Here is a 25,817-nt window from a genome sequence, read left to right on the forward strand (position 1 = left end):
AGTGTTTCCGTACCCAGCAATCGCAGCGATCATCCGCACGGGTGGCCTCGGAACGCTTCTGCGGTGGACAGAACGCAAAGGCAGCGGAGGCCGACTGTGCATCTGACCGATGAGCGCTGGCACGCTCTGCTGCATAGGCGGGCGGCGGACCCGGCAGCCGTGCAGCGGGCGTACGCCGACCGGCGGCGGCGAACCAGTCTGCTCTCCCCGCGCGGGACGCTGTTCCTGGTGGCCGCCGACCATCCGGCGCGCGGGGCGTTGGGGGTGGGCGCGGATCGCACGGCGATGGCGGATCGGCGAATGTTGTTGGAGCGCTTGCTGATCGCGCTGGACAATCCGGCGGTGGACGGGGTGCTCGGGTCGCCGGATATCGTCGAGGAGTTGCTGCTGCTCGACGCGTTGCACGACAAGGTCGTGATCGGGTCGATGAATCGGGGCGGGCTGGCCGGGGCGGACTGGGAGATCGACGACCGCTTCACCGGGTACGACGCCGAATCGCTGGTGAAGTTCCGGCTCGACGGCGGGAAAATGCTGCTGCGCCTGGTGGATTCGGATCCGGGCACCATTCCGACGCTGCACGCGTGCGCCCGCGCCGTCTCGGATCTGGCGATACACGGCCTGACCGCCATGGTGGAACCCCTGCCCTACCACCGAGATTCATCGGGCGCGCTGGTCATGCGCAAGGACTCCGCCTCCCTGCAACGGGCCATCACCATCGCCTCCGGCCTCGGCATCACCTCCGCCCACACCTGGCTGAAAATCCCCGCGCCAGAGGACATCTCGGTCCTGGATGCCACCACCCTCCCGGTCGTCGTCCTCGGCGGAGCACCCTCCGGCGACGTCCACGCCGACCTCACCTCCTGGGGCAGCGCCCTCCGCCACGACGTCACCCGCGGCCTGGTCGTCGGCCGCAGCCTCCTGTATCCGAGAAACGGCGACGTCGCCGGTGCCGTCGCCGCCGCGGCCCGCGTAGTACGGGAGGCACGATGACCGCACTGCCCCCTCCGACATCCCCGCTCATCGCGCCGCTGAAACTGACGAACCCGCCTCGCTCGATGCCTCCGTCCCCGCCTACCGCAAGGACGAGGTGCGAAAAGGAAAACCGAGCGACGTCACACCCCCGCACCCTCGCGACAAAGTTACGGGAGGCCGGACGATGAGCGGCCTCCATCGCCCCGACGGCACTCTGCGCGACGCGGATGATCCGGTCCTGCTCACCGCCGCCGCGGCGGGCTGGACCTACACCGGGTTGCGCGTGCTGCGGTTGCGGGCCGGGCGGCCGCGCGTCGTGCAGACCGGGGAGTACGAGGCGTTCATACTGCCGCTGTCGGGCTCGTGTGTCGTGCGCGTCGACGGCGAGCGGTTCGAATTGAGCGGCCGTGCAACGGTTTTCACCCGGGTCACGGACTTCGCCTACGTCCCGCGCGATGCCGAGGTGGAGCTGCTCGCACCCGTGGACGCCGAGATCGCCCTGCCCATGGCGCGCTGTACCCGGCACCTCGCGCCGAAATACGGTCCGGCAGAACAGGTTCCGGTGGAGGTGCGGGGCGCGGGGAACGCCACCCGGCAGGTCACCAATTTCGGCGTGCCCGGGGTGTGGGAGCACGCGGACAAGCTCAACGCCTGCGAACTGATCACCCCGGACGGCAACTGGTCGTCCTATCCGCCGCACAAGCACGATCGGGCCGGGGAGTGCGAGGTCGTCAACGAGGAGATCTACTACTTCCGCATCGCCGGGAGCGACGCGATCACACCGTCCCGCAAGGGATTCGGCGTGCATCGCACCTACACCGCGGACGGGTCGCTCGACGAGACCGTGACCGTCCGCGACGGTGACGTCTTCCTCATCCCGCGCGGCTACCACGGACCCTGCGTCGCCGCGCCCGGCTACCCGATGTACTACCTCAATGTCCTCGCCGGGCCCGCGCCCGAACGCTCCATGGCCTTCTGTGACGATCCCGCGCACGCTTGGGTGCGCGACAGCTGGACGGGCGCCGGGACCGATCCGCGCTGCCCGGTCACCGATCACCGCGGGCGCACCACCCGCTGAACGAGGGGCGACAGCCATGAAACTCACCACCGCGCGGGCACTCGTCGCCTGGCTCATCGCTCAGCACTCCGAAACCCTCGACGGCCGTGAGGTGCCGCTGTTCCCGGCCGTGTTCGCGATCTTCGGGCACGGCAACGTCCTCGGCCTGGGCACCGCGCTCGAGGAACGCCGCGACGTGCTCCCGGTCTGGCGCGGGCACACCGAACAGGGTATGGCCCTGGCCGCGGTGGGTCTGGCCAAGGCCACGCATCGCCGACAGGTCGGGGTGGCGACCTCCTCGATCGGGCCCGGCGCGCTGAACATGGTGACCGCCGCGGGCGTCGCGCACGCGAATCGTCTTCCGCTGCTGCTGCTTCCGGGCGACACCTTCGTCGGCCGCGCCCCCGATCCGGTGCTGCAACAGGTGGAGCACTTCGACGATCCCACCGCCACCGCCAACGACGCCTTCCGCGCCGTGAGCCGTTACTTCGACCGCATCGCCCGGCCCGAACAGCTGATCTCGACGCTGCCGCAGGTGGCGCGCGTGCTCACCGACGCCGCCGACGCCGGACCGGTGACGCTGGCGCTGCCCCAGGACGTGCAGGCCGAGACCTTCGACTTCCCGGAGAGCCTGTTCGAACCCGTCGTGCACACCGTGCGGCGGCCGCGCCCGGATCGCGACACGATCGCCGCGGCGTCGCGCGCGGTGACGAATTCGGAGCGGCCGCTGCTGATTCTTGGTGGCGGCGTGCGCTATTCGGGCGCGGGGGAGCAAGCGCTGGAATTCGCTCGGCGACACGGCATTCCGATCGCCGAGACCACCGCGGGCCGCACCCTCGTGCCGCACGAGGAGCCGCTCTACGCGGGGCCGCTCGGCATCACCGGTTCGTCGTCGGCCAATTCGCTTGCGGCACAGGCCGATCTGGTGTTCGCGCTCGGTACCCGCTTGCAGGACTTCACCACCGCCTCCTGGACGGTCTTCGCGCCGGACGCACGGCTCGTCAGCGTCAACGCGGCGGGCTTCGACGCGGTCAAGCACGGCGGCCTGGCCGTCGTCGCGGATGTCGCTGCGGCACTGGAGGATCTGGTGCCGCACCTCGCCGGGTGGCGGGTGGATCCGGAGTGGAGCCGTCGCGCCGCGACCGCGCGCGGCGACTGGGATCGCTACATCGACACACTGCGCGCGCCCAGCGCCGGGCCGCCGAGTTATGCCCAGATCGTCGGCGCCGTCAACGATCTCAGCGAACCGTCCGACTACGTGATGACCGCCTCGGGCGGACTGCCCGGCGAACTCGTCGGCGGCTGGCGCGCGGTCGGCGGCGAGCCCACGATGGACGTCGAATACGGATTCTCCTGCATGGGTTACGAATTGGCGGGCGCGTGGGGCGCGGCCATGGCGCATCGGCGCGGACTGGTCACCACGCTGCTGGGGGACGGGTCGTATCTGATGCTCAACTCCGAGCTGTTCTCGGCGGCGTTCGCCGGACACCCGTTCGTCGCCGTCGTCTGCGACAACGACGGGTACGCCGTCATCGCGCGCTTGCAGGAGGGGCAGGGCGGGGGCGCGTTCAACAACTTCTATCCCGACTGCCGCACCAACCACACCCGCCCGCCCCGGGTCGACTTCGCCGCGCACGCCCACGCCCTCGGCTGCCTCGTCTTCACCGCCGACGACCTGGACGGCTTCGTCCACGCCTACGCCCGCGCCCGCGCCGCCGCCGGGCAGCGGACCCGTCCGGCCGTCGTGGTCGTGCGCACCCAGCCCGCGGCGTGGACCGAGGCCGGGGCATGGTGGGAAGTCGGTGTGCCCGAACATCTTTCGGGCCGGGCGGAGCATGACGCCGGGAAGGCCACTCAGATCCGCCGACTGCGCCCCTGACCGCTGGGGCCGCCTACCCGCCCGCACCGCCGGGGCCACGGTGGCATACCGGTAAGCTGGTTGCAGAGCGCAATCGGTTCGGAAGTGGAGGTGCGCGGTGGAGGGCAGATCGGGATGTCCCATCAACGCCGCGATCGAGGTGATCGGCGACCGCTGGACGATGCTGGTGCTGCGCGATGTGATGTTCGGCAATCACCGGCACTTTCGCGAGCTGCTGGCCGGATCGGAGGAGGGCATCGCGTCCAACATCCTCTCCGATCGGCTCAAGCGGCTCGTCGCCGCCGGACTGCTGACCCGCGCGGACGCCCGGCCCGGTCAGAAGGCGGAGTACCGGCTCACCGAGGCGGCCATCCAACTCGTCCCGGTGATGGCACACTTGGGCAGCTGGGGTCTGCGGCATCGGCCGACCACCGTGCGGCTGCGCGTGCGCGCGGAGCTGCTCGAGGAGGGCGGTCCGGCGCTGTGGGACGAGTTCATGGACGAACTGCGCGAACTGCATTTGGGTATCGCGCGTCCCCAAGGCGATGGTCCACCTCCCTCGCAGCGTTTGCGCGCGGCCTACGAGCGCGCGCTGGCCGAGGATCGGACCGATGGGATCGATGGCTCGGACGGGTGAAGGACAGCGAGATGGCACGGGGCACCGTGAAGTGGTTCGACAGTAAGAAGGGCTTCGGCTTCATCGTCGCGGACGAGGGCGGGCCGGACGTGTTCGTCGACTACACCGAACTCGAGGGAGTGGGCTTCCGCTCGCTGACCGAGGGACAGCGGGTGGAGTTCGAGGTTCGGCGCGTCAAGGCCGGACCGGAGGCGCGCGAAGTCCGCGTTCTGCGGGAGTGATCACATTTCGCCGATTCGTGTTGTGCAGCTCACTCCCTGCAAATAAGTGTTAACGGGTTTCTTGATCTTCTCGATATGCGGTTGTCAGCCAGTTCGACTGGGACTCGACAATAGGAGAGGTATTTATGATCCCCGTTATCATCGACACCGGTAGCGCCGCCCTGAACGGTCTGTTCACCACCCTGGGCGCCGCCCTCCACGGCCTCGTGGACACCCTGTGGACGGGTTCTTTCGGCGGCTGAGCTGCTGTATCGGTCGCCTAGGCGACCTATAGGCCGGGCCCGGGCACCTCGCGTGCCCGGGCCCGGCCTATTTCGTGGCAGGCGCGCCGGTCCGGCCGGTATGCCGCCTATCACGGTACGATCACTGCCGCGAAAACCGGTGCCCCGAATTTCGTGGGCAGCGGCCACGCAACTCATGAGCTACGGCTTTGTGCGCGGGCGTCTGCAAATAACTTTCCGAGCGTCCGTCGCCGCCGCGCCCGTCCCGACCGGGCGTGCGCGCCGATCAGCCCGCCGACGGGGACGAGCCGACCTTGCAGCCCGCGTCGTAGGGGAACGGCAGGTCGGTGAGCCGGGTGGCGGCGGGATCGAGGGGGCGGCCGATCACAGGGGTGTCCGGCGGGATGGCGTGCGGATCGCCGGAACCCCCGGCGCGCAACGACTTTCCGTCGAGTTCGGGTACGGGAGCGATACCGAACAGGTCCAGGACCGTCGGGGTGATGTCGATCAGCGAGTAGCCATTGTGGGTGCGGCCCGCCGGGAAGTCCGGACCCCACGCGATCACGAAACTGGCCACCTCGTAAGGACTTTGGCCGCCGTGACCGCCCTCGGGCCGGTGGCCGTGGTCGGTGGTGACCAGGATGGTCCAGCGTTCCTCGGGATGGGTGCGGGCGCGCTGGTCGACCGCCGCGCGGATGCGGCCGACGAGGACGTCGACGCGGCTGATGGCGTCGCGGTACGCCTGCGGATTACTCGCGCGCAGCCGATGTCCGGCGATGTCGACCTGATCGAAGTGGGTGAAGACGAGATCGGCGCCGTCGGCGATCGCCGCGACCGTGGCCGCGGCGGTGCCGGTGTCGATCTCGGCCTCGCACCCGTAGGTGCCGAAGGCGTTGGCGCCCGCGGTGACGATCAGATCGGCGTGCGGTTCGCCCGCGGCGGCGATGCGGGAGATGGTGTCCCAGGTCGCGATCGAGGCCGTCTTCCGTTGTGGCGCGGCGGTTTTCACGCGATTGAAGACGGTGGGGAAGCGCCCGAGATGCTCGGGGGTGCAGGTGGCGTCGTTGTCGCAGATGCCGGTGCGGGTGTCCCATACGCCGGTCAGCACCGCCGACCACGACGGGCAGGAGACGGTCGTGTGCGGGGCGATCGAGTAGCGGCTGAGCGTCCCCTCGGCGGCGAGGCGGCGCAGATTCGGGGTGACCGCGGCGAGCACTTCGCTGTAGAGACAGCCATCGATACCGATGACGGCCACCTTGTTCGTGGCCGATGCGGCATTCGCGCGGGGCGCGACGAGCGCGAACAGGCCGGTCGCCAACAGGACCGTACAGCTACGCCGGGTCAGGGCCATGATCTCACGGTGACGGGTGTGCAGGCCGCTGGCCAGGCACGACGCGTTTCTTCGCCGAGGTTTCGCCGGGTCGGCACGGGAGCGATGGGCGGGGTTCACGGTGTTCACCCGGTGGTGTCCGGCTCGCAATGAAGTATGGGGTGTGGCCCGTCCCGTGCCTGCCCGATTGATGGTCGGGCGCCGCCATCGAGGAGGAGCGAGGGTTCTCGGTCTGCGGGCCTGGATGATCGAGGCGGGCATGCGTGGGGCGCGGTCGGTGAACGGGAGCCGTGCGGGTTCGGGATCGCGGGCCGGGGAAGTAGGTGAACGGCCGAGGGCGCGGGGGTGCGGTGCGCGAGCGGGAACGGTGCGAGCGGTCGAACGGACTGAGGGCGGGCGACTACTAGGGGGTAGGCGGGGCGGGATCGTGGACCATTAAGCTGACGGCGGTAATTTCCGAACCCTTCCCCAGGAGTGCCCCACAGTGAGCCAGAATGGCCGTCCTGTAGTTCTGATCGCCGACAAGCTCGCCCAGTCGACCGTCGACGCGCTCGGTGACGGTGTCGAGGTTCGCTGGGTCGACGGCCCGAATCGACCCGAGCTGCTGGCCGCCGTGCCCGAGGCGGACGCGCTGCTGGTGCGTTCGGCCACGACCGTGGACGCCGAGGTGCTCCAGGCCGGTAAGAACCTCAAGATCGTCGCCCGCGCCGGTGTCGGCCTCGACAACGTCGACGTGCCCGCGGCCACCGAGCGCGGCGTCATGGTCGTCAACGCGCCGACCTCCAATATCCACACCGCCGCCGAGCACGCGGTCACGCTGCTGCTGGCGGCCGCGCGGCAGATCCCGGCCGCCGACGCCACGCTGCGCGAACACACCTGGCAGCGCGGCAAATTCAACGGTGTCGAAATCTTCGGCAAGACCGTCGGCGTCGTCGGGCTCGGCCGGATCGGTCAGCTGTTCGCGGCGCGGCTGGCGGCGTTCGAGACCAAGATCGTCGCCTACGACCCCTACGTCTCGCCCGCGCGCGCCGCGCAGCTGGGCATCGAACTGCTGACGTTGGACGAACTGCTCGCGCGCGCCGACTTCATCTCGGTCCACCTGCCCAAGACGCCGGAGACCAAGGGCCTGCTCAGCAAGGAGAAGCTGGCGCTCACCAAGAAGGGCGTCATCATCGTCAACGCCGCGCGCGGCGGGCTGATCGACGAGGCCGCGCTGGCCGAGGCCATCAAGTCCGGGCACGTGCGGGCCGCGGGCATCGACGTGTTCGAGACCGAGCCGTGCACCGACAGCCCGCTGTTCGAGCTGCCGCAGGTCGTGGTGACCCCGCATCTGGGCGCCTCCACCGCCGAGGCGCAGGATCGCGCGGGCACCGATGTCGCCAAGTCCGTATTGCTCGCGCTCGCAGGCGAATTCGTGCCCGGCGCGGTGAACGTGACCGGCGGCGCGGTGGGCGAGGAGGTCGCGCCCTGGCTCGAGATCGTGCGCAAGCAGGGCGCGCTGCTGGGCGCGCTCGCCAGCGAGCTGCCGGTCAGCCTCGAGGTGCAGGTGCGCGGCGAGCTGTCGTCGGAAGACGTTGCGGTGCTGGAACTTTCGGCCCTGCGCGGCATCTTCTCGGCCCTGATCGAGGAGTCGGTCACCTTCGTCAACGCCCCCGCGCTGGCCAAGGAGCGCGGCATCGAGGCCACCGTCACCACCGTGTCGGAGAGCCCCTCGCACCGCAGCCTGGTCGACCTGCGCGCCGTCTTCGGCGACGGTCGCACCCTCAATGTCTCGGGCGCGCTCACCGAGCCCGAGCAGGTCCAGAAGATCGTCAACATCAACGGCCGCAACTACGACATGCGCGCCGAGGGCCTCAACCTCGCCGTCCTCAACTACGACGACCGCCCCGGCGCCCTCGGCAAGATCGGCACCATCCTCGGCGAGGCCGACATCGACATCCAGGCCGCCCAGCTCAGCCAGGACGTCGACCAGGAGGGCGCCACGGTCATCCTCCGCGTCGCCAAGGAGGTCCCGGCCGATGTCCAGCAGTCCATCGCCGAAGCCGTCGGCGCCGCCAGGGTCGCCGTCGTCGACTTGAGCTGAGCGCGTAGCGATCTCGCTCGTCCCTGTTGTTCCGGCATCGGGGCCGGAACAACAGGGAACGTGGGGTACCGCCCCGCTGAGCGGATCCAGAGGAAGCTCCGTCGGGAACGACCCACCCCAGGTCTACCAACCCAGGTGCACCACCCCAGGCGCACCAACCCAGCCGCACCCTTTATTCGGATCCGCACCCGTTGTAGGGCCCTGCAAGGGGTGCGGATCCGAATAAAGGGTGCGGCTGTACTGCCGTACCTGGGGGTGGTGGTCCTCGTGGGGCGCGGGAGGGTTGACCTGGGGGGAGGTGGGGGAGGGGGAACCGTTATCGTGGCCGGGTTGTTGTCGGGCCTTGGTGGTTGTGGAATGGAGCGTGAGATGAAGCTTGCTGTCATCCCGGGGGATGGGATCGGGCCCGAGGTGATCGGGGAGGCGCTCAAGGTGCTCGATGTGGTGGTGCCGGGGGTGGAGCGGACCCAGTACGATCTGGGGGCGAAGCGGTATCACGCTACGGGAGAGGTACTGCCGGAATCGGTGTTGCCGGAGTTGCGGCAGCACGACGCGATTCTGTTGGGGGCCATCGGGGATCCGTCGGTGCCGAGCGGGGTGCTCGAGCGGGGGTTGTTGCTGCGGACGCGGTTCGCGCTCGATCATCATGTGAATCTGCGGCCATCCAAGTTGTATCCGGGCGTGACGAGTCCGCTCGCGGGGACGCCGGACATCGACTTCGTCGTGGTGCGCGAGGGGACCGAGGGGCCGTACACCGGGACCGGCGGCGCGATTCGCGTGGAGACGCCGCACGAGGTGGCGACCGAGGTGAGCACCAATACGCGCTTCGGGATCGAGCGTGTCGTGCGGTACGCGTTCGAGAAGGCGCGCGCGCGGCGCAAGCATCTGACGCTGGTGCACAAGACCAACGTGCTCTCGTTCGCCGGATCGCTGTGGCAGCGGACGGTGACCGAGGTCGGCGCGGAGTACCCGGATGTCGAGACCGCCTACCAGCACATCGACGCCGCCACCATCCACATGGTCAACGACCCGGGCCGCTTCGACGTCATCGTCACCGACAACCTGTTCGGCGACATCATCACCGACCTGGCCGCGGCCGTCTCCGGCGGTATCGGCCTGGCCGCCTCGGGCAATATCGATGCCTCCGGCACGAATCCGAGCATGTTCGAACCGGTGCACGGCAGCGCCCCCGATATCGCGGGACAGTCCAAGGCCGACCCGACCGCCGCGATCCTGTCCGTCGCCCTGCTGCTGACCCACCTCGGCCGCACCGACGAGGCCGCGCGCATCGAGGCCGCCGTGGCCAAGGATCTCGCCTCCCGATCCGGCGCCGCCTCCACCGTCGAGATCGGCGATCGGATCGCCGCCGCCGTCTGATCCTCCGGCACCGACACGGCCCCGTGTCCGAATTTCCTTCGGACACGGGGCCGTTCGCCGTACCGCGCGGGATGGATTGCCCCCGAGTCAGTTTCGAAGCGCATCCGCTTCACTGTGAAAAAGCTTGCCTCCCTTGCGGTGCCAGCAACCTTCCGGGCCCTCCCAGCAACCCACGCTCCCGGTTTGCCCGAACCATCCGGATCAGTTCTTCAGCACCCCTTGATGTTCCGGCGCCGCCCGCCCGGACCGGCCGAGCGGAACCAGCGGCACCGCGGCCACCGCGATCACCGCGGCGACGAGATAGGCGGCCGGGAAGCCCGCCGCCGTGATGACCGCGCCGAAGAGGGGCGCGATCGCCGCCGAGGCGAGGTTCTGGCCGGTGTTCTGAATCCCCAAACCCCTTCCGCTCCAATAGGGCCCTGCTATCTCGGCCACCGCCGTGAACGCCAAACCGTTGTCCGCCACGGTGATCACCGAGGCGATCACCAGGATCGGGATCGCGGCCCACCACCAGCCCACCCACGCCGTCAGGGCCAGTCCCGCCATCGACACCACGGCCGCCACCGCCACCGTCCGCAGCGGCCGCATCCGGCTGCCCACCCGATCCGACCAGACGCCCGCGCCGATCCGCCCCGCCGCCCCCAGCAGCTGCGTCGCCGTGACCAGCGCACCCGCCGCCCCCAGCGACAACCCGACGTCGCGATGCAGCCACAACAACGCGAAGGTCCACACCGTCGCCTGCGGCACGACCAGCAGCACCGACACCCCGTGAATGCGCCACAGGGTCGCGTCCCCGCGATACGGATTGACCGGCTTGGCCGCACCCGCCCCGCCCGGCCGCGGCGGATCCACGATCCCGACCGCGCACGCCGCCGCGGCCAGCCCGGCCATCACCGCCGGAACCAGGATCGCCACGGAAAACCCATGCGCCGCAGCCACAACCGGGATCGTCAACGCCCCGATGCCGACGCCCAGCGGTTGTGCAGTTTGCCGAATTCCCATGGCCAGCCCGCGCCGTTCGGGCGGGAACCAGCCCACGATGACCCGGCCGCTGGCGCCGTTGGTGCTGGCCGCGCCCATCCCCGCCACGAACAACAACGCCCCCAGCGCAACGTAATTGGTGACCGTGGCCGCCGCCGCGCCCGCCACGCAGATCACCAGCGGCCCGGCGACCAGCACCGCGCGCTCGCCGATCCGGTCGACCGCGTACCCCCAGGCGATGAGCATGCAACACAGTCCGACTGTCGGCATGGCCACCAGCAGACCCGCAGTGGCCAAAGGCATTCCGCGCTCGGTCAGGGCGGGCAGCAGGAACGGCGTGCCGTGCACGATGACCGCGCTCGAACCCTGCGCGAACACCCCGAGGGCGAGCATGAGCCACCGGCGTGCCGTGCCGACGGAACGATCGGCCTTCGCGATCTCGCTCATCCACCTCACCTGAATCTCATATATTGGGAACAGTGTCCTGTATTGTGGACACGCCCTCACGGTACACCCACCGCGCGAGTCGAGATCGCGCAGGTCGTTAGACTCCGCACATGCGTCTAGGTCGAGTTGCCAGCCCCGACGGGGTCGCTTTCGTCAGCATCGAGGGTTCCGAACCGGATGCCACGGTCCGCGAGATCGCCGAACATCCGTTCGGTACACCCACATTCACCGGCCGCAGCTGGCCGCTGGCCGACGTGCGCCTGCTCGCGCCGATCCTCGCGAGCAAGGTGGTGTGCGTCGGCAAGAACTACGCCGCGCACGCCGCGGAGATGGGCGGGGACGCGCCCGCCGACCCGGTGATCTTCCTCAAGCCCAACACCTCGATCATCGGCCCGAACGCCCCGATCCTCTTGCCGCCCAGTTCGTCTCGGTGCGACTACGAGGGCGAGCTGGCGGTGGTGATCGGGCGCCCCTGCAAGGACGTGCCCGCCGCCCGCGCCCGCGATGTCGTCCTGGGTTACACCGTCGCCAACGACGTCACCGCGCGCGATCAGCAGCAGCACGACGGGCAGTGGACCCGCGGCAAGGGTTACGACACGTTCTGCCCGCTGGGCCCGTGGATCGAGACCGAGCTCGATCCCGCCGATCTGGAGATCCGCACCGAGCTCGACGGCGAGGTCCGCCAGCGTAGCCGGACTTCGCTTCTGCTGCACGACATTCCGAAGTTGATCGAGTGGATCACCACCGTGATGACCCTGCTGCCCGGCGACGTCATCCTCACCGGCACGCCGGAAGGTGTAGGACCGGTCGCGGATGGGCAAACTGTCTCCGTGACGGTCGAGGGCATCGGCACCCTGGTCAATCCCGTTGCCGCCAAACGTTGATCGAGAGAAGGAACATGACTGACGTACGGGTCCGATTCTGCCCGTCACCGACCGGCACGCCCCATGTCGGCCTGATCCGGACCGCGCTGTTCAACTGGGCGTTCGCCCGACACCACGGCGGCACCTTCGTGTTTCGCATCGAGGACACCGACGCCGCCCGCGACTCCGAGGAGTCCTACCACGCGCTGCTCGACGCGCTGCGCTGGCTCGGACTCACCTGGGACGAGGGTCCGGAGGTCGGCGGGCCGTACGGGCCGTACCGGCAGTCGCTGCGGCGCGAACAGCATCTCGACGTCGTGCGGCGGTTGCTGGCCGCGGGCGAGGCCTACGAATCCTTCTCCACCCCAGACGAAGTCGAGGCCCGCCATCGCGCGGCCGGACGCGATCCGAAGCTGGGCTACGACAACTTCGATCGCGACCTGACGCCCGAGCAGATCGCCGCCTACAAGGCCGAGGGCCGGGGCGCGGTGATCCGATTGCGAATGCCCGACCGGGACATCACCTGGACCGACCTCGTGCGCGGCGAGACCACCTTCCGCGCCGGGTCGGTGCCGGACTTCGCGCTCACCCGCGGCACCGGCGAGCCGCTGTACACGCTGGTCAATCCGGTCGACGACGCGCTGATGAAGATCACCCACGTGTTGCGCGGCGAGGATCTGCTCTCCTCGACCCCGCGGCAGATCGCGCTGTACGAGGCTTTGGCGCGGATCGGGGTCACCGACTTCACCCCCGAGTTCGGGCATCTTCCCTTCGTGATGGGACAGGGCAACAAGAAGTTGTCCAAACGTGATCCCGAGTCGAATCTGTTCGTCCACCGGGACCGGGGATTCATTCCCGAGGGTTTGCTGAATTACCTGGCGCTGCTCGGCTGGAGCCTCGCCGAGGATCGCGATGTCTTCACGATGGCGGAGATGGTTGCGGCCTTCGACATATCGAAAGTGAATTCGAATCCGGCCCGGTTCGATCAGAAGAAGGCCGACGCGCTCAACGCCGAGCACATTCGTTTGCTCGATTCGGGCGATTTCGCGCGCCGGCTGCGGGAGTACCTGACCGACCACGGGCACATCGGGGCCGAAGTCGACGAGGCGGTTTTCGCGACCGCCGCCGAGCTGGTGCAAACCCGGATCGTGGTGCTCGGCGACGCCTGGGATCTGCTGAAGTTCCTGTTCGTCCCGGCCGAGCGCTTCGCCATCGACCCGGCCGCGGCCCAGAAGAACCTCGGGTCCGACGCCGAGCCGGTGCTGCGGGCGGCCGTGCGGGCGCTGGAGGGTGTTGCGGACTGGACGGCCGCCACGCTGGAGGAGGCGCTGAAAACGGCCCTCGTGGACGAGCTGGGCCTCAAGCCGCGCAAGGCGTTCGGGCCGGTGCGGGTCGCGGTCACCGGATCGCACATCAGCCCGCCGCTGTACGAGTCGCTGGAACTGCTCGGGCGCGAGATCACGCTGGACCGGTTGCAGGCCGCCCTGAAGCAGCCCGCCTGAGCCTCGCTACGGCCGAAAACAGCGGTTCTACCAGGCGATTTGCAGGTTTCCGGGCCGGGTTTGGTAATCTTCTTCCCGGCCCGGAAAGCGGTCCCCGCCCCACGAGGGCGCGGCCGAAAGCCCAGGTCATTGGGGTATGGTGTAATTGGCAACACAGCTGATTCTGGTTCAGCCATTCTAGGTTCGAGTCCTGGTACCCCAGCGGGAGGCGTCAGCCTCCAGGCGATTTGGTCGCCGAGGTCCCGGCCGGTTAAGCTGACCGGGCCTCCGATCCGGAGCGCCGATCCTGGTCCCGTCGTCTAGCGGCCTAGGACGCCGCCCTCTCAAGGCGGTAGCGCGGGTTCAAATCCCGTCGGGACTACAGAGAAGCCCCAGCTCACTGAGCTGGGGCTTTTTGGTGTCCCGGCCTGCGGCCGGGAACAAGGGGGGTCGAGCCGGGATCAAGGGGGTTGAGGTGGGGACAAGGGGGGTTGAGCCGGGAACAAGGGGGTCGAGCTGGGGAAGGGGGGTGAGGCGGGGGCGGTCTAGTCCCGCAACGGCCAGGTCGACCCGCCCGGGGGCGTCTCCGGCATGCCGAGCTTGCGGTGGTCCCAGCTGCGGGTGCGTTCGGGGATGAGGCGGACGGCGACGCGCTTGTTGAGCATGGCCTCGACGAAGGGGCGGGCCTCCTCGGTGTAGGGGGCGGTGTAGCGCTCCCAGACGCTGACGCCGACGCGGAACAGGGCCTCGGGGTCGTCGACGATCTCGGCGCGGCCCTCGATCGAGACACCGCGCAGCTGGTCGTAGCTGTCGCCCGCCTCGACCAGGACGGTGACGCGGGGGTCCCGGCGGAGGTTGACCGCCTTCTGCGACTTGGCCTTCGTCTCGAACCAGATCTCGCCGTCGACCAGGCCGTACCACATGGCCGCCAGATGCGGCAGGCCCGTCTTGCCCAGGGTCGCGAGCGTCATGATGCGGCTGCGCTCGAGGAAACCGGCGATCTCCTCGTCGGACATCACGATCTGCGCGCGTTGATTCACTCCCATGGGTCGACTGTAATTTACGCCGTATGGCCGCGCTCACAGCTCGGCCCGATCAGAGCCGTTTGTGCAGCGCCTCGGCGGCGGCGACCAGGTCGGCGGCCCAGCGCGCGCCCGGCCGACGGCCCATCCGATCGATCGGCCCCGACACCGACACCGCGGCCACCACCGCCCCGCCCGAATCCCGCACCGGCGCCGACACACTCGCCACCCCCGCCGCCCGCTCGCCCGCGCTCTGCGCCCACCCGCGCCGCCGCACCTCGGCCAGCGCCCGCTCCCCGAACACCGCCTCCATCAGCACCCCGCGCTGCAACTCCGGATCCGCCCAGGCCAGCAGCACTTTCGCCGCCGACCCCGCGGTGAGCGGCAGCCGCGCCCCGACCGGAACCGTGTCCCGCAACCCCGCCGCCGGTTCCAGCGCCGCCACACACACCCGCGCGTGCCCGTCCAAGCGGTACAGCTGCACACTCTCCCCGGTGATCTCCCGCAGCCGCGGCAGAATGGTCGCCGCCGCGTCGAGCAGCGGGTCGTCGGCCGAGGTCGCCAGCTCCGACAGCGCCGGACCCGGCCGCCACAACCCGTTGTTGTCCCGGGCCAGCATGCGATGCACCTCGAGCCCCACGGCCAGCCGATGCGCGGTCGCCCGGGGCAACCCCGTCCGCGTGCACAGCTCGTTCAGCCCGCACGGCTGCTCGGCCACCGCGTAGAGCACCGCCATGGCTTTGTCGAGCACCCCGATACCGCTATGCTGTCTCATACAACGATACTAACGTCTCGCATACTGAGATACGAAAACATGTCGCATCATCTCCACAGGTAGCGAGCGGGAGTCTCGAAGGCCCGAGAAGAAGGCCCGACCCAATGGGTTCGTGGCCGTCTCGCCGTTCGGCGGTCGAAGCGCATGCGCGAAGCGCGAGTCTCGACCGCCGAACGGCGAGACTCAGGGCCACGAACCCCGCCGCGACGAAGGAGCGGCCGAAATGAAGGAGCACTCGATGGCCGATCGGCCACGCACTCTGGCGGAGAAGGTCTGGGAGCAGCACGTCGTCGCCCGCGGCGCGGGGGAGGGCGAGGCTCGCGAACCCGATCTCATCTACATCGACCTGCATCTCGTCCACGAGGTGACCAGTCCGCAGGCGTTCGACGGGCTGCGCGCGGCCGGGCGCCCGGTCCGCCGCCCGGACCTCACCATCGCGACCGAGGACCACAACGTCCCGACGATCGACATCGATCAGCCGATCGCCGACCCGGTTTCGCGCACGCAGGTGGAGACGCTGCGGCGCAATTGCGAGGAATTCGGGGTACGGCTCCACCCCATGGGCGATATCGAGCAGGGCATCGTGCACGTGGTCGGCCCGCAGCTCGGCCTGACCCAGCCGGGAATGACCGTGGTCTGCGGTGATTCGCACACGTCCACGCACGGCGCGTTCGGCGCGATCGCGATGGGCATCGGCACCAGCGAGGTCGAGCACGTGCTCGCCACTCAGACGCTGTCGCTGCGCCCGTTCAAGACCATGGCCATCAACATCGATGGCCAACTGCCCCCGGGCGTCACGAGCAAGGACGTCATCCTGGCCGTCATCGCGAAGATCGGCACCGGCGGCGGCCAGGGCTACGTGCTCGAATACCGCGGCGAGGCCGTGCGGTCCATGTCGATGGAGGCGCGGATGACCATGTGCAACATGTCGATCGAGGCCGGGGCGCGCGCGGGCATGATCGCTCCCGACGAGGTCACCTACGAATTCCTGAAGGGCCGCCCGCACGCCCCGAAGGGCGCCGACTGGGACGCGGCCGTCGCCGCGTGGGAGGCGCTGAAGACCGACGAGGGCGCGGAATTCGACGCCGAGGTGCACATCGACGCCTCCGCGCTGACCCCGTTCGTCACCTGGGGTACCAACCCCGGACAGGGCGCGCCGCTGGGCGACACCGTGCCGGATCCCGCCGACATCAGCGACGAGACCGCGCGCGAGTCGGCCGAGAAGGCGCTGCGCTACATGGATTTGCGGCCGGGCACGCCGCTGCGCGAGGTGCCGGTCGACGCCGTGTTCGTGGGCTCGTGCACCAACGGCCGTATCGAGGACCTGCGGGCCGTGGCCGAGATCCTGCGGGACCGCAAGGTGGCCGACGGCGTGCGGATGCTGATCGTGCCGGGTTCGATGCGGGTGCGCGCGCAGGCCGAATCCGAGGGTCTGGGCGAGATTTTCACCGCCGCGGGCGCCGAGTGGCGGCAGGCGGGCTGCTCGATGTGCCTGGGCATGAACCCCGATCAGCTTTCCCCCGGTCAGCGCTGTGCTTCGACCTCCAACCGCAACTTCGAGGGGCGGCAGGGCAAAGGTGGCCGCACACATCTGGTTTCGCCGCTGGTCGCCGCCGCCACCGCGGTGCGCGGAACCCTGTCCTCACCTGCGGATCTGAACTGACCCGCCCCGACTTTCGAGGAGAACTCATGGAACCGTTCAAGGTGCACAAGGGGATCGGCGTCCCGCTGCGGCACTCCAACGTCGACACCGACCAGATCATCCCGGCCGTCTACCTCAAGCGGGTGACGCGAACCGGCTTCGAGGACGGGCTGTTCGCGGCCTGGCGTTCGGATCCGGGCTTCATTCTGAACACCGAGCCCTACAACCGGGGTTCGGTCCTGGTCGCCGGTCCGGATTTCGGCACCGGATCCTCTCGCGAGCACGCCGTCTGGGCCCTGCTGGACTACGGCTTCCGCGTGGTCATCTCGTCCCGCTTCGCGGACATCTTCCGGGGCAACGCGGGCAAGGGCGGCCTGGTGGCGGCCCGAATGTCACAACATGATGTCGAATTGCTCTGGAAGTTGCTCGAGGAACAGCCCGGTCTGGAATTGATCGTGGACCTCGAGGCCCGCACGGTGACCGCCGCAACGACCGTGTTGCCCTTCGATATTGACGACTACACCCGCTGGCGGCTGCTCGAGGGCTTGGACGACATCGGCCTGACACTGCGCCAGGAAGCCGCCATCGACCGGTTCGAAAAGGCAAGGCCGGCATGGAAACCGACCACCATTCCGAGCCCTATTTCGCAGACGTAAACAGTCCCGGGTGTTAGCTGAGAGCTACCAATCGAGATTGCTGCACGTGTGCCACGCCACATGAAATTTGGCGTGGCACATAGACTCTTGCCCATTGAGGGTTTACCGTGGTACCTAGTCGGTCCGACGACGGGCCATTAGTCTGCGGAGGATTCAATGAACAAGGCGGAACTGATCGACGTTCTGACCGAGAAGTTGGGCACTGACAGGCGCACGGCCACTGCGGCAGTCGAGCAGATTGTCGACACGATCGTGCGCGCGGTGAACAAGGGTCAGAGTGTCACCATCACCGGATTCGGTGTCTTCGAACAGCGCAAGCGCGCGGCCCGCGTGGCGCGCAACCCCCGCACCGGCGAAACCGTGAAGGTGAAGCCGACTTCGGTGCCGGCCTTCCGGCCGGGTGCGCAGTTCAAGGCGATCATCGCCGGCAAGCAGAAGATCGCGGCGGCCGGTCCCGCCGTGAAACGTGGTGTGGCAGCGCCGGTGTCGGGTGCGGCCAAGAAGACCACCGCCAAGAAGACCACGGCGAAGAAGACGGCGGCCAAGAAGACCACGTCGACCGCGGCCAAGAAGGCGACGGCCAAGAAGACGGCCACCAAGGCCCCGGCCAAGAAGACCGCGGCGGCGAAGAAGACCACCACCGCGGCGAAGAAGGCCCCGGCCAAGAAGACCGCGGCCAAGGCCACCGCCACCAAGAAGGCCACGGCCGCCAAGAAGACCCCGGCGAAGAAGACCTCGACGGCCAAGAAGACCACGGCCAAGCGGACCGCCACCAAGCGGACCGCGCGCCGCTGACCTCTCGGCACAGATCGGCCCCGGCCTGAAAAGGGCAGCCGGGGCCGTTTCTGTGTGCGAGGGCCGCCGGGGCCGTTTCCTGTGTACCTCAGCGGCTCTTGAGGGCCTTGTCGAGATGGTCGGCGGCGACCAACCGCCCGTCGGCGAACGACAGCACCCACACGCTGCCCTTGCGGTTGCGCGCGGGAGGCAGTGTGAGACCGTCGATTTCGGCCCAGTCGTCGAGCAGGTGCGGAATCACCTTGCCCTGACTACAGATAACGCGCACGGTGTCGGCCGACACAAGCGCACGCGCCCGGTCCAGCGCCGCCTGAGGCGCTGCGGCATAACCACTTTCGGACAGCAGCGGCTCCGGCGCGATCTCGACGCCGAGCGCGTCCGCCAGCGGCCCGACCGTCTGCCGGCAGCGCAGCGGCGGCGCGGAGAAGATCTCCTCCGGCCCGAACGCGAGCAGATTCGGCACCAGCGCCTCGGCCTGGTGCCGCCCGGCCTTCTCCAGCGGCCGTTCCTCGTCCGGCCCGGTGAACCGATCCCGCCGACCGGCCTTGGCGTGCCGCACGATCAGCAGTGTCGCCGTCTCCGCGGGCAGCCGCAGGAAATTGCGCACGATCCGCCGATCCATCGGATACGACAGCTCGTCCATCACCCGGTCGACGCGATGCCAGCGCAACTCGTCGACCTCGTCGTTGGGTTCGAAGTCCCCGCCCAGCACCGCGGCGGCCCAGTAGTCGACCCGTTTCACCTTGCGGTGCCCCGTGATCGGATAGGTCACGTACCCGAGGTAGCGCCCGAGACGGCAGCGCAGCCCGGTCTCCTCGGCGACCTCGCGCACGGCGGCGACGATCGGAGTCTCACCCGGATCGAGCTTGCCTTTGGGCAGCGTCCAGTCGTCGTATTTGGGCCGGTGCACGAGGGCGATCTCGAGGCCGCCGTCCGCGCCCCGGCGCCACAGCAGCGCGCCGGACGCCTTCACGTTCGGGGATATCCGCGGGTCGGAGAACGCCAGTTCATCGTTGAGATCCTCTGCCAGCGAACGGTTCACTGCTGATCCGGTCGCCGCAGCCGCATCAGGAACTCCTGATGATCACGCACCTCCACCGGTCCGTCGGCGTCGGGATCCGGTTGCGCCTGCCAACTTCCGTCGGCCTCGAGCACCCAGCAGCGGGTGCCCGGATCCAGCGCGGAGTCGAAGACGACCTCGAGCTGCTCGCACAGCCTCGGATCCTTCACCTGCGCCATGACTTCCACGCGCCGATCCAGATTGCGGTGCATCATGTCCGCGCTGCCGATCCACCACTCGTCCTGGGCCTGGAAGTGCAGCACCCGCGAATGTTCCAGGAAGCGACCGAGAATCGAGCGCACGGTGATGTTGTCGCTCATGCCCGCCACACCCGGCCGCAGCCCGCAGATGCCGCGCACCACGATCTCCACCGGCACCCCGGCCTGCGAGGCGCGGTACAGCGCGTCGATGATCTGCTCGTCCACGATCGCGTTGCACTTCAACCGGATCCGCGCGGGCAGCCCCTGCCCGGCGAGTTCGATCTCGCGCCGGATCCGCTCGACGATGCCCGACCGCACGCTGCTCGGGGCCACCAACAGGTTGCGGTAGTGGGCCTTTCGCGAGTATCCGGTCAGCGAGTTGAACAGGTCGGTGAGGTCCGCGCCGATTTCCGGTGCGGCGGTGAGCAATCCGACGTCCTCGTAGAGCCGGGCGGTCTTCGGGTTGTAGTTGCCGGTGCCGATGTGGCAGTAGCGGCGGATGGTGGAGCCCTCGCGCCGCACCACCAGGCAGGTCTTGCAGTGCGTCTTCAACCCGATCAGACCGTAGACCACGTGCACGCCCGCCTGTTCCAGCTGCCGCGCCCATTTGATGTTGGCCTGCTCGTCGAAGCGCGCCTTGATCTCCACCAGCGCCACCACCTGCTTACCGGCCTCGGCGGCGTCGATGAGCGCGTTGACGATCGGGGAGTCGCCGGAGGTGCGGTAGAGCGTCTGCTTGATCGCCAGCACCTGCGGATCGGCGGCGGCCTGCTCGATGAACCGCTGCACGCTGGTGGAGAACGAGTCGTACGGGTGGTGCACGAGCACATCGCCCTCGCGCAGCGCGGCGAAAACGTTTCGGGGCGTTTCCCTCTCGCCGAACGCGGGCGGGGTCGCCGGAACGTAGGGTGCGTCCTTGAGCGCGGGCCGGTCCACGCCGTACACCTGCCACAGGCACGACAGATCCAGCAGGCCCGGCACCTGGATGACGTCGGCGGGGTCGACGTCGAGTTCGCGCAACAGCAGTTCGAGCATGTGCTCGGTCATGTCGTCGGACACTTCCAGCCGCACCGGCGAGCCGAACCGCCGCCGCGCCAACTCCCGTTCGAGCGCCTGGAGCAGATCCTCGTCGCGGTCCTCGTCCACCTCGAAATCGGCGTTGCGGGTGATCCGGAACGAGTGGTGCTCCACGACGTCCATGCCCGGGAACAGCTGTTCGAGATGGGCCGCGATCAGATCCTCCATGGGAAGGAAGGCGATCAGCGCGCGCTGTCCCTCCTGCACCTCACGGGTGACCCGGACGAAGCGATTGACGTTGTCGGGCACCTTGACCCGCGCGAAGTGCTCGCCGCCGGTCTCGCGATCCTTCACGGTCACGGCCAGATTCAGGCTCAGGCCGCTGATGTAGGGGAAGGGGTGGGCCGGGTCGACGGCCAGCGGGGTGAGGACCGGGAAGACCTGATCCTGGAAGTGCTTGGACAGCCGGGTGCGCTCGTCGTCGTCGAGATCGGACCAGCCGAAGATCGCGATGCCCTCCGCGGCGAGCGCGGGCCGCACCTGATCGAGGAAGACCCGGGCGTGACGCACGGCGAGATCCTGGGTGCGCTTGGCGATCAGGCCGAGTTGTTCCGTGGGCGTGAGCCCGTCGGCGGAGCGGACCGCGAGCCCAGCGTCGGCGCGCCGCTTGAGTCCGGCCACCCGGACCATGTAGAACTCGTCGAGGTTCGAGGCGAAGATGGCGAGGAACTTGGCCCGCTCGAGCAACGGCTCGGAGGTGTCCTCCGCCAGGGCCATCACCCGGGCGTTGAAGTCGAGCCAGCTCAGTTCGCGATTGAGATAGCGATCCTGGGGCAACTTCGTCGCCTCGGCGGTCGCGGGCGGGGGAGTGGCCGCGGGCGGCGCCGCCGGTAGTCGGGCCTGCGTTAGGTCGGTATCGCTCACGGTCACGATCATTCCTTACCTCGGGCGATGCCTCGCGTGACACCGCCGATCGACACCTGGTCGCCCATCCGGCGATCATCTAGCACACATGTGACCCGGCCGTGCACCTCCGCGTGAGATCTGTGTGAACAGGGCGCGGCCAGCCGATGTCGTCGAGCACGGCCGCGGTGGCCGGGCCGACGCCGAGCGCGGCGGCGTCGTCGAGGTCGGCGGCGGTGTCCACGTCCAGCCGCAATCCGGGCCAGTGCCCGCCGAGATCCTTTGCGCCCGAATCGATGTGGCGGCGCGCCGAGCCGGGGCCGAAACGCGGTGCCAGCGGGGCGGTTTCGTCGCGCACCAGCAGCGCGGCGGTGCCGTGACCGGTGTGGTCGGCGACCAGCGACCGGCCCGTCGGCGGCGCGGTCGCCAACATGTCGCACAGTTCGTCGGCGCGCAGGGCGGGCAGATCCGCTTGCAGCGCAAGCAGTTCCACGGGTCCGAACGCGCGGCGCACGGCGTCGGCCGCGTCGGTCAGGGCGGCGTTGAGGCCGTCGTCGGCGGCGGCCGGATCGGGATGCACCCGCGCCCCGAGCGCGCGTACGGCCGCGGCCACCTCGGCGTCGGGGGTCACCACGGTCACCGAGGCCAGTCCGGCGGCGGTGGCCGCGCCGACGGTGTCCGACAGCATGGCCAGCACCAGCCGCGAGCGGTCGGTGGGCGACAACCGCTCGGCGAGTCGGCTCTTGGCCCGCGCGAGATTCTTCACCGCGATCACGGCGTGGACGGCATCCGGACGCATGGGCCCATCGTCGCACGCCGGGCACAGTGGTGGACGTCATGCCCGGTCAGCGGAATATCGCGAGGATGCCCCATGCCGGGTGGCATATTGGCCACATGACTAGCGCGGCAGTGATGGGTGCGGGATCGTGGGGCACCGCGTTCGCGAAGGTGTTGAACGACGCGGGTACGGACGTGACGATGTGGGCGCGGCGGGCGGAGGTGGCCAAGGCCATCGCCGCCGAGCGGCACAATCCCACCTATCTGCCCGAGGTGGACCTGACGGGCATCGCGGCCACCGACGACTATCGGCAGGCGCTCGACGGGGCCGACATCGTCGTGCTGGCCGTCCCCTCGCAGTCGTTGCGCGCGAACCTCGCGGCGTGGAGCGAGCACGTGCCCGCCGGGTCGACGCTGCTGAGCCTGGCCAAGGGCGTCGAGACCGGGACGCTGCTGCGGATGAGCCAGGTCGTCCACGAGGTCACCCGCGCCGACCCCGGCCGCATCGCCGTACTGTCCGGGCCGAACCTGGCCCGCGAGATCGCCGCCGGGCAACCGGCCGCCGCGGTGGTGGCGTGCGTGGATCCCGAACGCGCCGAAGCGGTTCAGCACGCCTGCGGCACCGGCTACTTCCGCCCCTACACCAACACCGACGTGATCGGCTGCGAACTCGGCGGCGCCTGCAAGAACGTGATCGCGCTGGCCTGCGGCATCGCGGCGGGAATGGGCCTGGGCTCCAACTCGATCGCGAGCCTGATCACCCGCGGGCTGGCCGAGATCATGCGGCTCGGCGTGGCGCTGGGCGCGAATCCGGTGACCCTCGCGGGGCTCGCCGGGGTGGGCGATCTGGTCGCGACCTGCACCTCACCGCTGTCGCGCAACCGGTCCTTCGGGCATGTGCTGGGCGCGGGTGGCTCGATGGAGGCCGCGCAGCGCGCGACCAACGGCCAGGTCGCCGAGGGCGTCAAGTCGTGCACGTCGATCCGCGCGCTGGCCGAGCGCAGCGAGGTGGAGATGCCGTTGACCCTGGCCGTGTCGCAGGTGTGTCACGAGGGCCTGTCGGTGTCCGACGCGGTGGGCCAGCTGCTCGGACGCCGGATGAAACCGGAATGAGTGGCGGCACGCCGGTTTGGGTACGGTTCGCTCTATGACTAATCGGATCAGGGTCGCGGTCGTCTTCGGCGGGCGGAGCAACGAGCACGCGGTGTCGTGTGTCTCGGCGGGCTTCGTGCTGCGCAACCTCGACCCCGACCGATTCGAGGCCGTCCCGGTCGGCATCACCCGCGAGGGCACCTGGGTGCTGGCCGGTTCGGACGCGCGCACGCTCGCCATCGCGGATCGCGCGCTGCCGTCGGTGGAATCCGGGGGCGCGGAGCTGGTGCTCGGCCGGTCCGGCGGTCTGGTGCCCGTAGACGGTTCCGAGGGGCCGGGGCCGATCGATGTCGTGTTCCCGGTGCTGCACGGCGCTTTCGGCGAGGACGGCACGGTGCAGGGGCTGCTCGAGATGGCCGGGCTGCCGTACGTCGGCCCCGGGGTGCTGGCCAGTGCGACCGGGATGGACAAGGAGTTCATGAAGAAACTCCTTGCGGCCGAAGGCATTCCGGTCGGCGACTACGTCGTCCTACGGCCGGGCACGGCCACCGTCGCCGAGGCCGATCGCCGACGCCTGGGACTGCCGGTCTTCGTCAAACCCGCCCGCGGCGGCTCCTCCATCGGCATCACCAAGGTCGACGACTGGGACGACCTCGAGGCCGCCATCGCCGTTGCGCGCCAACACGATCCGAAGGTGATCGTGGAGGCGGGCATCGAGGGGCGCGAGGTCGAATGCGGGGTGCTGGAGTTCCCCGACGGCCGGGTGGAGGCGAGCGTTCCCGCCGAGATCCGCATGCCCGAGGGCGAGGCCGCGTTCTACGACTTCGACACCAAATACCTCGACGACATCTGCGAGTTCGATATCCCGGCCAAGCTGGACGACGATGTGGCCCAACAGATTCGGGACCTGGCCGTCCAAGCCTTCCGCGCCCTCGACTGCCAGGGCCTGGCCCGCGTCGACTTCTTCGTCACCGCCGACGGCCCGGTCATCAACGAGATCAACACCATGCCCGGCATGACCTCGATCTCCATGTACCCCCGCATGTGGGAGAGCACCGGCATCGACAACCCCACCCTCGTCACCACCCTCATAGACACCGCCCTCACCCGCGGCACCGGCCTCCGCTAGCCCCTCGCCGGTACGCTGGACCCCGTGCTCGTCGCGATGACCCTCCCCGGCCTGGCCCTCCTGCTCATCGCCGTGGCCTTCGCCGAGGTCCTGTTCCGCAAGTCCACCGGCCGCACGGCCCTGCCCTGGATGCGCGACCGAGACGGCCGCGGCGCCGCCGCAATCGGTTTCGAGCAGTTCGACGCGGTGTTCGATTCGGGGAAGCGGTACGAGTTCGAGGAGCGTCAGTCGGTGCTTATGCATCGGGAGAGTCCGGGGGATGGGGACTCGGGCGGGGTGGATGTGGATTTGGGTGCGGGGAAGGTGCGGTTGCGGCGGGAGTGATCATCCGGCGCGCCAGGCGTCGCGCACGATCGCCTCGAGGGTGGATCGGTGCGGGCTCCAGGCGAGTTCGCGGATGGCTTTCGCGGGATCGCTGACGATGATTCTCGGTTCGGCGACGGCTGGGTGATGGTCTACTGAAAGACGTTGTCCGGTAACCGTTTCGACCGCATCGATCACCTCGTTCACACTGCTGCCGATTCCGCTGCCGACGTTGTAGGTCGTATGCCCGCCTGGCGGCATATGGTCGATCGCGGCGGCGAAGGCGTCGGCGGCATCCGAGACGTGCAGATAGTCACGCACCGATGAGCCGTCGCCATTGACCGCGAGCGGGCTGCCATCCCGGGCGGCGATGAGCGCGCGTGGGAGCAGCCGAGTCGGATCGGGATCGACTCCACCCGCGACGTTCAGCATTCGGATGACGACGGCGGTCAATCTTCCGGTGCCGCACTGCGATTCGATCGCCGACTCGGCAGCGAGCTTGCTGCTCGCGTAAGGATGCGGAGGGGCGGTCGGCAGCTCCTCCGTCATCGGCTGCGTCTCGGGACTCCCGTAAACGGAACCCGTGGAGGCGAAGACGATCCGACCCACCCCGGCTCCCTCCATCGCCTCGAGCAACGCGACGGTGCCGACCACATTGGCCCGGAAGTACCGGAGCGGTTCCCCCACGGATTCCCGCGCTCTCGCGAGTCCCGCCAAATGACAGACGGCGTCCACGCCCGACACGGCTCGACGAAGGGACCCGGCATCGAACAGATCGGCCATCCGGGTAGCGCTCACCCCGTCGATACGGATAGTGCCTTCGCGCACCATCGCGACAGGCTCATGCCCTCGTTCCGCCAGCGACCCGACGACCGCGCGGCCCACGTACCCGCTTGCTCCGGTGACCAGTACGCGCAC

The 25,817-nt window shown here is 69.1% G+C and carries 23 protein-coding genes and 2 tRNA genes; 17 read left to right on the plus strand and 8 right to left on the minus strand.

The window, feature by feature from the left end; genetic code table 11:
* Positions 1-96 precede the first annotated feature (96 nt).
* From ACFYTQ_RS00445 to ACFYTQ_RS00465, 5 genes are all read left to right on the plus strand, one after another.
* Positions 97-990, plus strand: a complete 894-nt coding sequence (locus ACFYTQ_RS00445) for an aldolase (protein WP_387355790.1) — start codon at positions 97-99, stop codon at positions 988-990.
* Positions 991-1,156: 166 nt separating this feature from the next.
* On the plus strand, positions 1,157-2,050 hold the full coding sequence (gene iolB / locus ACFYTQ_RS00450) for a 5-deoxy-glucuronate isomerase (RefSeq protein ID WP_387355792.1): 894 nt from the start codon (positions 1,157-1,159) through the stop codon (positions 2,048-2,050).
* Positions 2,051-2,066: 16 nt separating this feature from the next.
* Positions 2,067-3,908: a 3D-(3,5/4)-trihydroxycyclohexane-1,2-dione acylhydrolase (decyclizing) gene (gene iolD, locus ACFYTQ_RS00455; protein WP_387355794.1), complete on the plus strand. Its 1,842-nt coding sequence runs from the start codon at positions 2,067-2,069 to the stop codon at positions 3,906-3,908.
* Positions 3,909-4,005: 97 nt separating this feature from the next.
* On the plus strand, positions 4,006-4,524 hold the full coding sequence (locus tag ACFYTQ_RS00460; protein ID WP_387355796.1) for a winged helix-turn-helix transcriptional regulator: 519 nt from the start codon (positions 4,006-4,008) through the stop codon (positions 4,522-4,524).
* A gap of 11 nt (positions 4,525-4,535) precedes the next feature.
* A complete protein-coding gene (locus tag ACFYTQ_RS00465; RefSeq protein WP_387355798.1) occupies positions 4,536-4,745 on the plus strand; it encodes a cold-shock protein in 210 nt (69 codons plus the stop codon).
* A 507-nt stretch (positions 4,746-5,252) separates the two neighbouring features.
* Here the strand turns inward: ACFYTQ_RS00465 and ACFYTQ_RS00470 are convergent.
* The gene (locus ACFYTQ_RS00470; RefSeq protein WP_387355799.1) at positions 5,253-6,317 is read right to left on the minus strand and encodes an alkaline phosphatase family protein; all 1,065 of its coding nucleotides are present in this window, start codon (positions 6,315-6,317) and stop codon (positions 5,253-5,255) included.
* Between the two features lie 463 nt (positions 6,318-6,780).
* Here ACFYTQ_RS00470 and serA point away from each other — a divergent pair, with 463 nt between their 5' ends.
* Together serA and ACFYTQ_RS00480 are read left to right on the plus strand one after the other, a co-directional pair.
* Entirely contained in the window at positions 6,781-8,379 is a 1,599-nt protein-coding gene (gene serA, locus ACFYTQ_RS00475; protein WP_387355801.1) for a phosphoglycerate dehydrogenase, read from the plus strand.
* Between the two features lie 369 nt (positions 8,380-8,748).
* Positions 8,749-9,756: a 3-isopropylmalate dehydrogenase gene (locus tag ACFYTQ_RS00480; RefSeq protein ID WP_387355803.1), complete on the plus strand. Its 1,008-nt coding sequence runs from the start codon at positions 8,749-8,751 to the stop codon at positions 9,754-9,756.
* A gap of 201 nt (positions 9,757-9,957) precedes the next feature.
* Here ACFYTQ_RS00480 and ACFYTQ_RS00485 read toward each other — a convergent pair whose 3' ends face one another.
* Entirely contained in the window at positions 9,958-11,184 is a 1,227-nt protein-coding gene (locus ACFYTQ_RS00485) for an MFS transporter (protein ID WP_387355805.1), read from the minus strand.
* 110 nt (positions 11,185-11,294) lie between these two features.
* On the opposite strand from ACFYTQ_RS00485, the gene ACFYTQ_RS00490 reads away from it, so the two are divergent.
* From ACFYTQ_RS00490 to ACFYTQ_RS00505, 4 genes are all read left to right on the plus strand, one after another.
* Positions 11,295-12,068 carry a fumarylacetoacetate hydrolase family protein gene (locus ACFYTQ_RS00490; protein WP_387355807.1) on the plus strand — a complete coding sequence of 258 codons (774 nt, stop codon included), beginning with the start codon at positions 11,295-11,297 and terminating at the stop codon, positions 12,066-12,068.
* A gap of 14 nt (positions 12,069-12,082) precedes the next feature.
* Complete coding sequence (gene gltX / locus ACFYTQ_RS00495; RefSeq protein ID WP_387355809.1) at positions 12,083-13,549, plus strand: glutamate--tRNA ligase; 1,467 nt, start codon at positions 12,083-12,085, stop codon at positions 13,547-13,549.
* A gap of 130 nt (positions 13,550-13,679) precedes the next feature.
* Positions 13,680-13,751 (plus strand) — tRNA-Gln (locus tag ACFYTQ_RS00500).
* An 86-nt stretch (positions 13,752-13,837) separates the two neighbouring features.
* Positions 13,838-13,910, plus strand: a tRNA-Glu gene (locus ACFYTQ_RS00505).
* Positions 13,911-14,073: 163 nt separating this feature from the next.
* On the opposite strand, the gene ACFYTQ_RS00510 is transcribed toward ACFYTQ_RS00505, so the two are convergent.
* Together ACFYTQ_RS00510 and ACFYTQ_RS00515 are read right to left on the minus strand one after the other, a co-directional pair.
* On the minus strand, positions 14,074-14,574 hold the full coding sequence (locus tag ACFYTQ_RS00510) for a pyridoxamine 5'-phosphate oxidase family protein (RefSeq protein WP_387355811.1): 501 nt from the start codon (positions 14,572-14,574) through the stop codon (positions 14,074-14,076).
* Between the two features lie 49 nt (positions 14,575-14,623).
* On the minus strand, positions 14,624-15,325 hold the full coding sequence (locus ACFYTQ_RS00515; protein ID WP_387355813.1) for an IclR family transcriptional regulator: 702 nt from the start codon (positions 15,323-15,325) through the stop codon (positions 14,624-14,626).
* Positions 15,326-15,563: 238 nt separating this feature from the next.
* On the opposite strand from ACFYTQ_RS00515, the gene leuC reads away from it, so the two are divergent.
* The 3 genes from leuC (at position 15,564) to ACFYTQ_RS00530 (ending at position 18,418) form a co-directional block, all read left to right on the plus strand.
* Complete coding sequence (leuC, locus tag ACFYTQ_RS00520; RefSeq protein WP_387355815.1) at positions 15,564-16,988, plus strand: 3-isopropylmalate dehydratase large subunit; 1,425 nt, start codon at positions 15,564-15,566, stop codon at positions 16,986-16,988.
* Between the two features lie 26 nt (positions 16,989-17,014).
* Positions 17,015-17,623, plus strand: coding sequence for a 3-isopropylmalate dehydratase small subunit (gene leuD / locus ACFYTQ_RS00525; RefSeq protein WP_387355817.1), 609 nt, complete (start codon positions 17,015-17,017; stop codon positions 17,621-17,623).
* Positions 17,624-17,779: 156 nt separating this feature from the next.
* Positions 17,780-18,418: an HU family DNA-binding protein gene (locus tag ACFYTQ_RS00530; protein ID WP_387355819.1), complete on the plus strand. Its 639-nt coding sequence runs from the start codon at positions 17,780-17,782 to the stop codon at positions 18,416-18,418.
* Positions 18,419-18,506: 88 nt separating this feature from the next.
* On the opposite strand, the gene ACFYTQ_RS00535 is transcribed toward ACFYTQ_RS00530, so the two are convergent.
* From ACFYTQ_RS00535 to cofC, 3 genes are all read right to left on the minus strand, one after another.
* Entirely contained in the window at positions 18,507-19,460 is a 954-nt protein-coding gene (locus ACFYTQ_RS00535) for an NUDIX domain-containing protein (RefSeq protein WP_387355821.1), read from the minus strand.
* On the minus strand, positions 19,457-21,631 hold the full coding sequence (locus ACFYTQ_RS00540) for an RNA degradosome polyphosphate kinase (protein ID WP_387355822.1): 2,175 nt from the start codon (positions 21,629-21,631) through the stop codon (positions 19,457-19,459). The genes ACFYTQ_RS00535 and ACFYTQ_RS00540 overlap by 4 nt, the downstream gene beginning before the upstream one ends.
* A gap of 67 nt (positions 21,632-21,698) precedes the next feature.
* Positions 21,699-22,397: a 2-phospho-L-lactate guanylyltransferase gene (cofC, locus tag ACFYTQ_RS00545; protein WP_387355824.1), complete on the minus strand. Its 699-nt coding sequence runs from the start codon at positions 22,395-22,397 to the stop codon at positions 21,699-21,701.
* A 95-nt stretch (positions 22,398-22,492) separates the two neighbouring features.
* On the opposite strand from cofC, the gene ACFYTQ_RS00550 reads away from it, so the two are divergent.
* Genes ACFYTQ_RS00550 through ACFYTQ_RS00560 form a run of 3 tightly spaced genes read left to right on the plus strand, consistent with a single transcriptional unit; the run spans position 22,493 to position 24,920 of the window.
* Entirely contained in the window at positions 22,493-23,488 is a 996-nt protein-coding gene (locus ACFYTQ_RS00550) for an NAD(P)H-dependent glycerol-3-phosphate dehydrogenase (RefSeq protein WP_387355826.1), read from the plus strand.
* 34 nt (positions 23,489-23,522) lie between these two features.
* A complete protein-coding gene (locus ACFYTQ_RS00555) occupies positions 23,523-24,596 on the plus strand; it encodes a D-alanine--D-alanine ligase family protein (RefSeq protein WP_387355827.1) in 1,074 nt (357 codons plus the stop codon).
* Positions 24,597-24,620: 24 nt separating this feature from the next.
* Entirely contained in the window at positions 24,621-24,920 is a 300-nt protein-coding gene (locus ACFYTQ_RS00560; RefSeq protein WP_387355829.1) for a DUF6191 domain-containing protein, read from the plus strand.
* On the opposite strand, the gene ACFYTQ_RS00565 is transcribed toward ACFYTQ_RS00560, so the two are convergent.
* The gene (locus tag ACFYTQ_RS00565; RefSeq protein ID WP_387355831.1) at positions 24,921-25,817 is read right to left on the minus strand and encodes an NAD-dependent epimerase/dehydratase family protein; all 897 of its coding nucleotides are present in this window, start codon (positions 25,815-25,817) and stop codon (positions 24,921-24,923) included. It lies immediately after the preceding gene.

The organism is Nocardia sp. NPDC004068, from assembly GCF_042874315.1.
In the GTDB taxonomy this organism is placed as follows: Bacteria; Actinomycetota; Actinomycetes; order Mycobacteriales; family Mycobacteriaceae; genus Nocardia.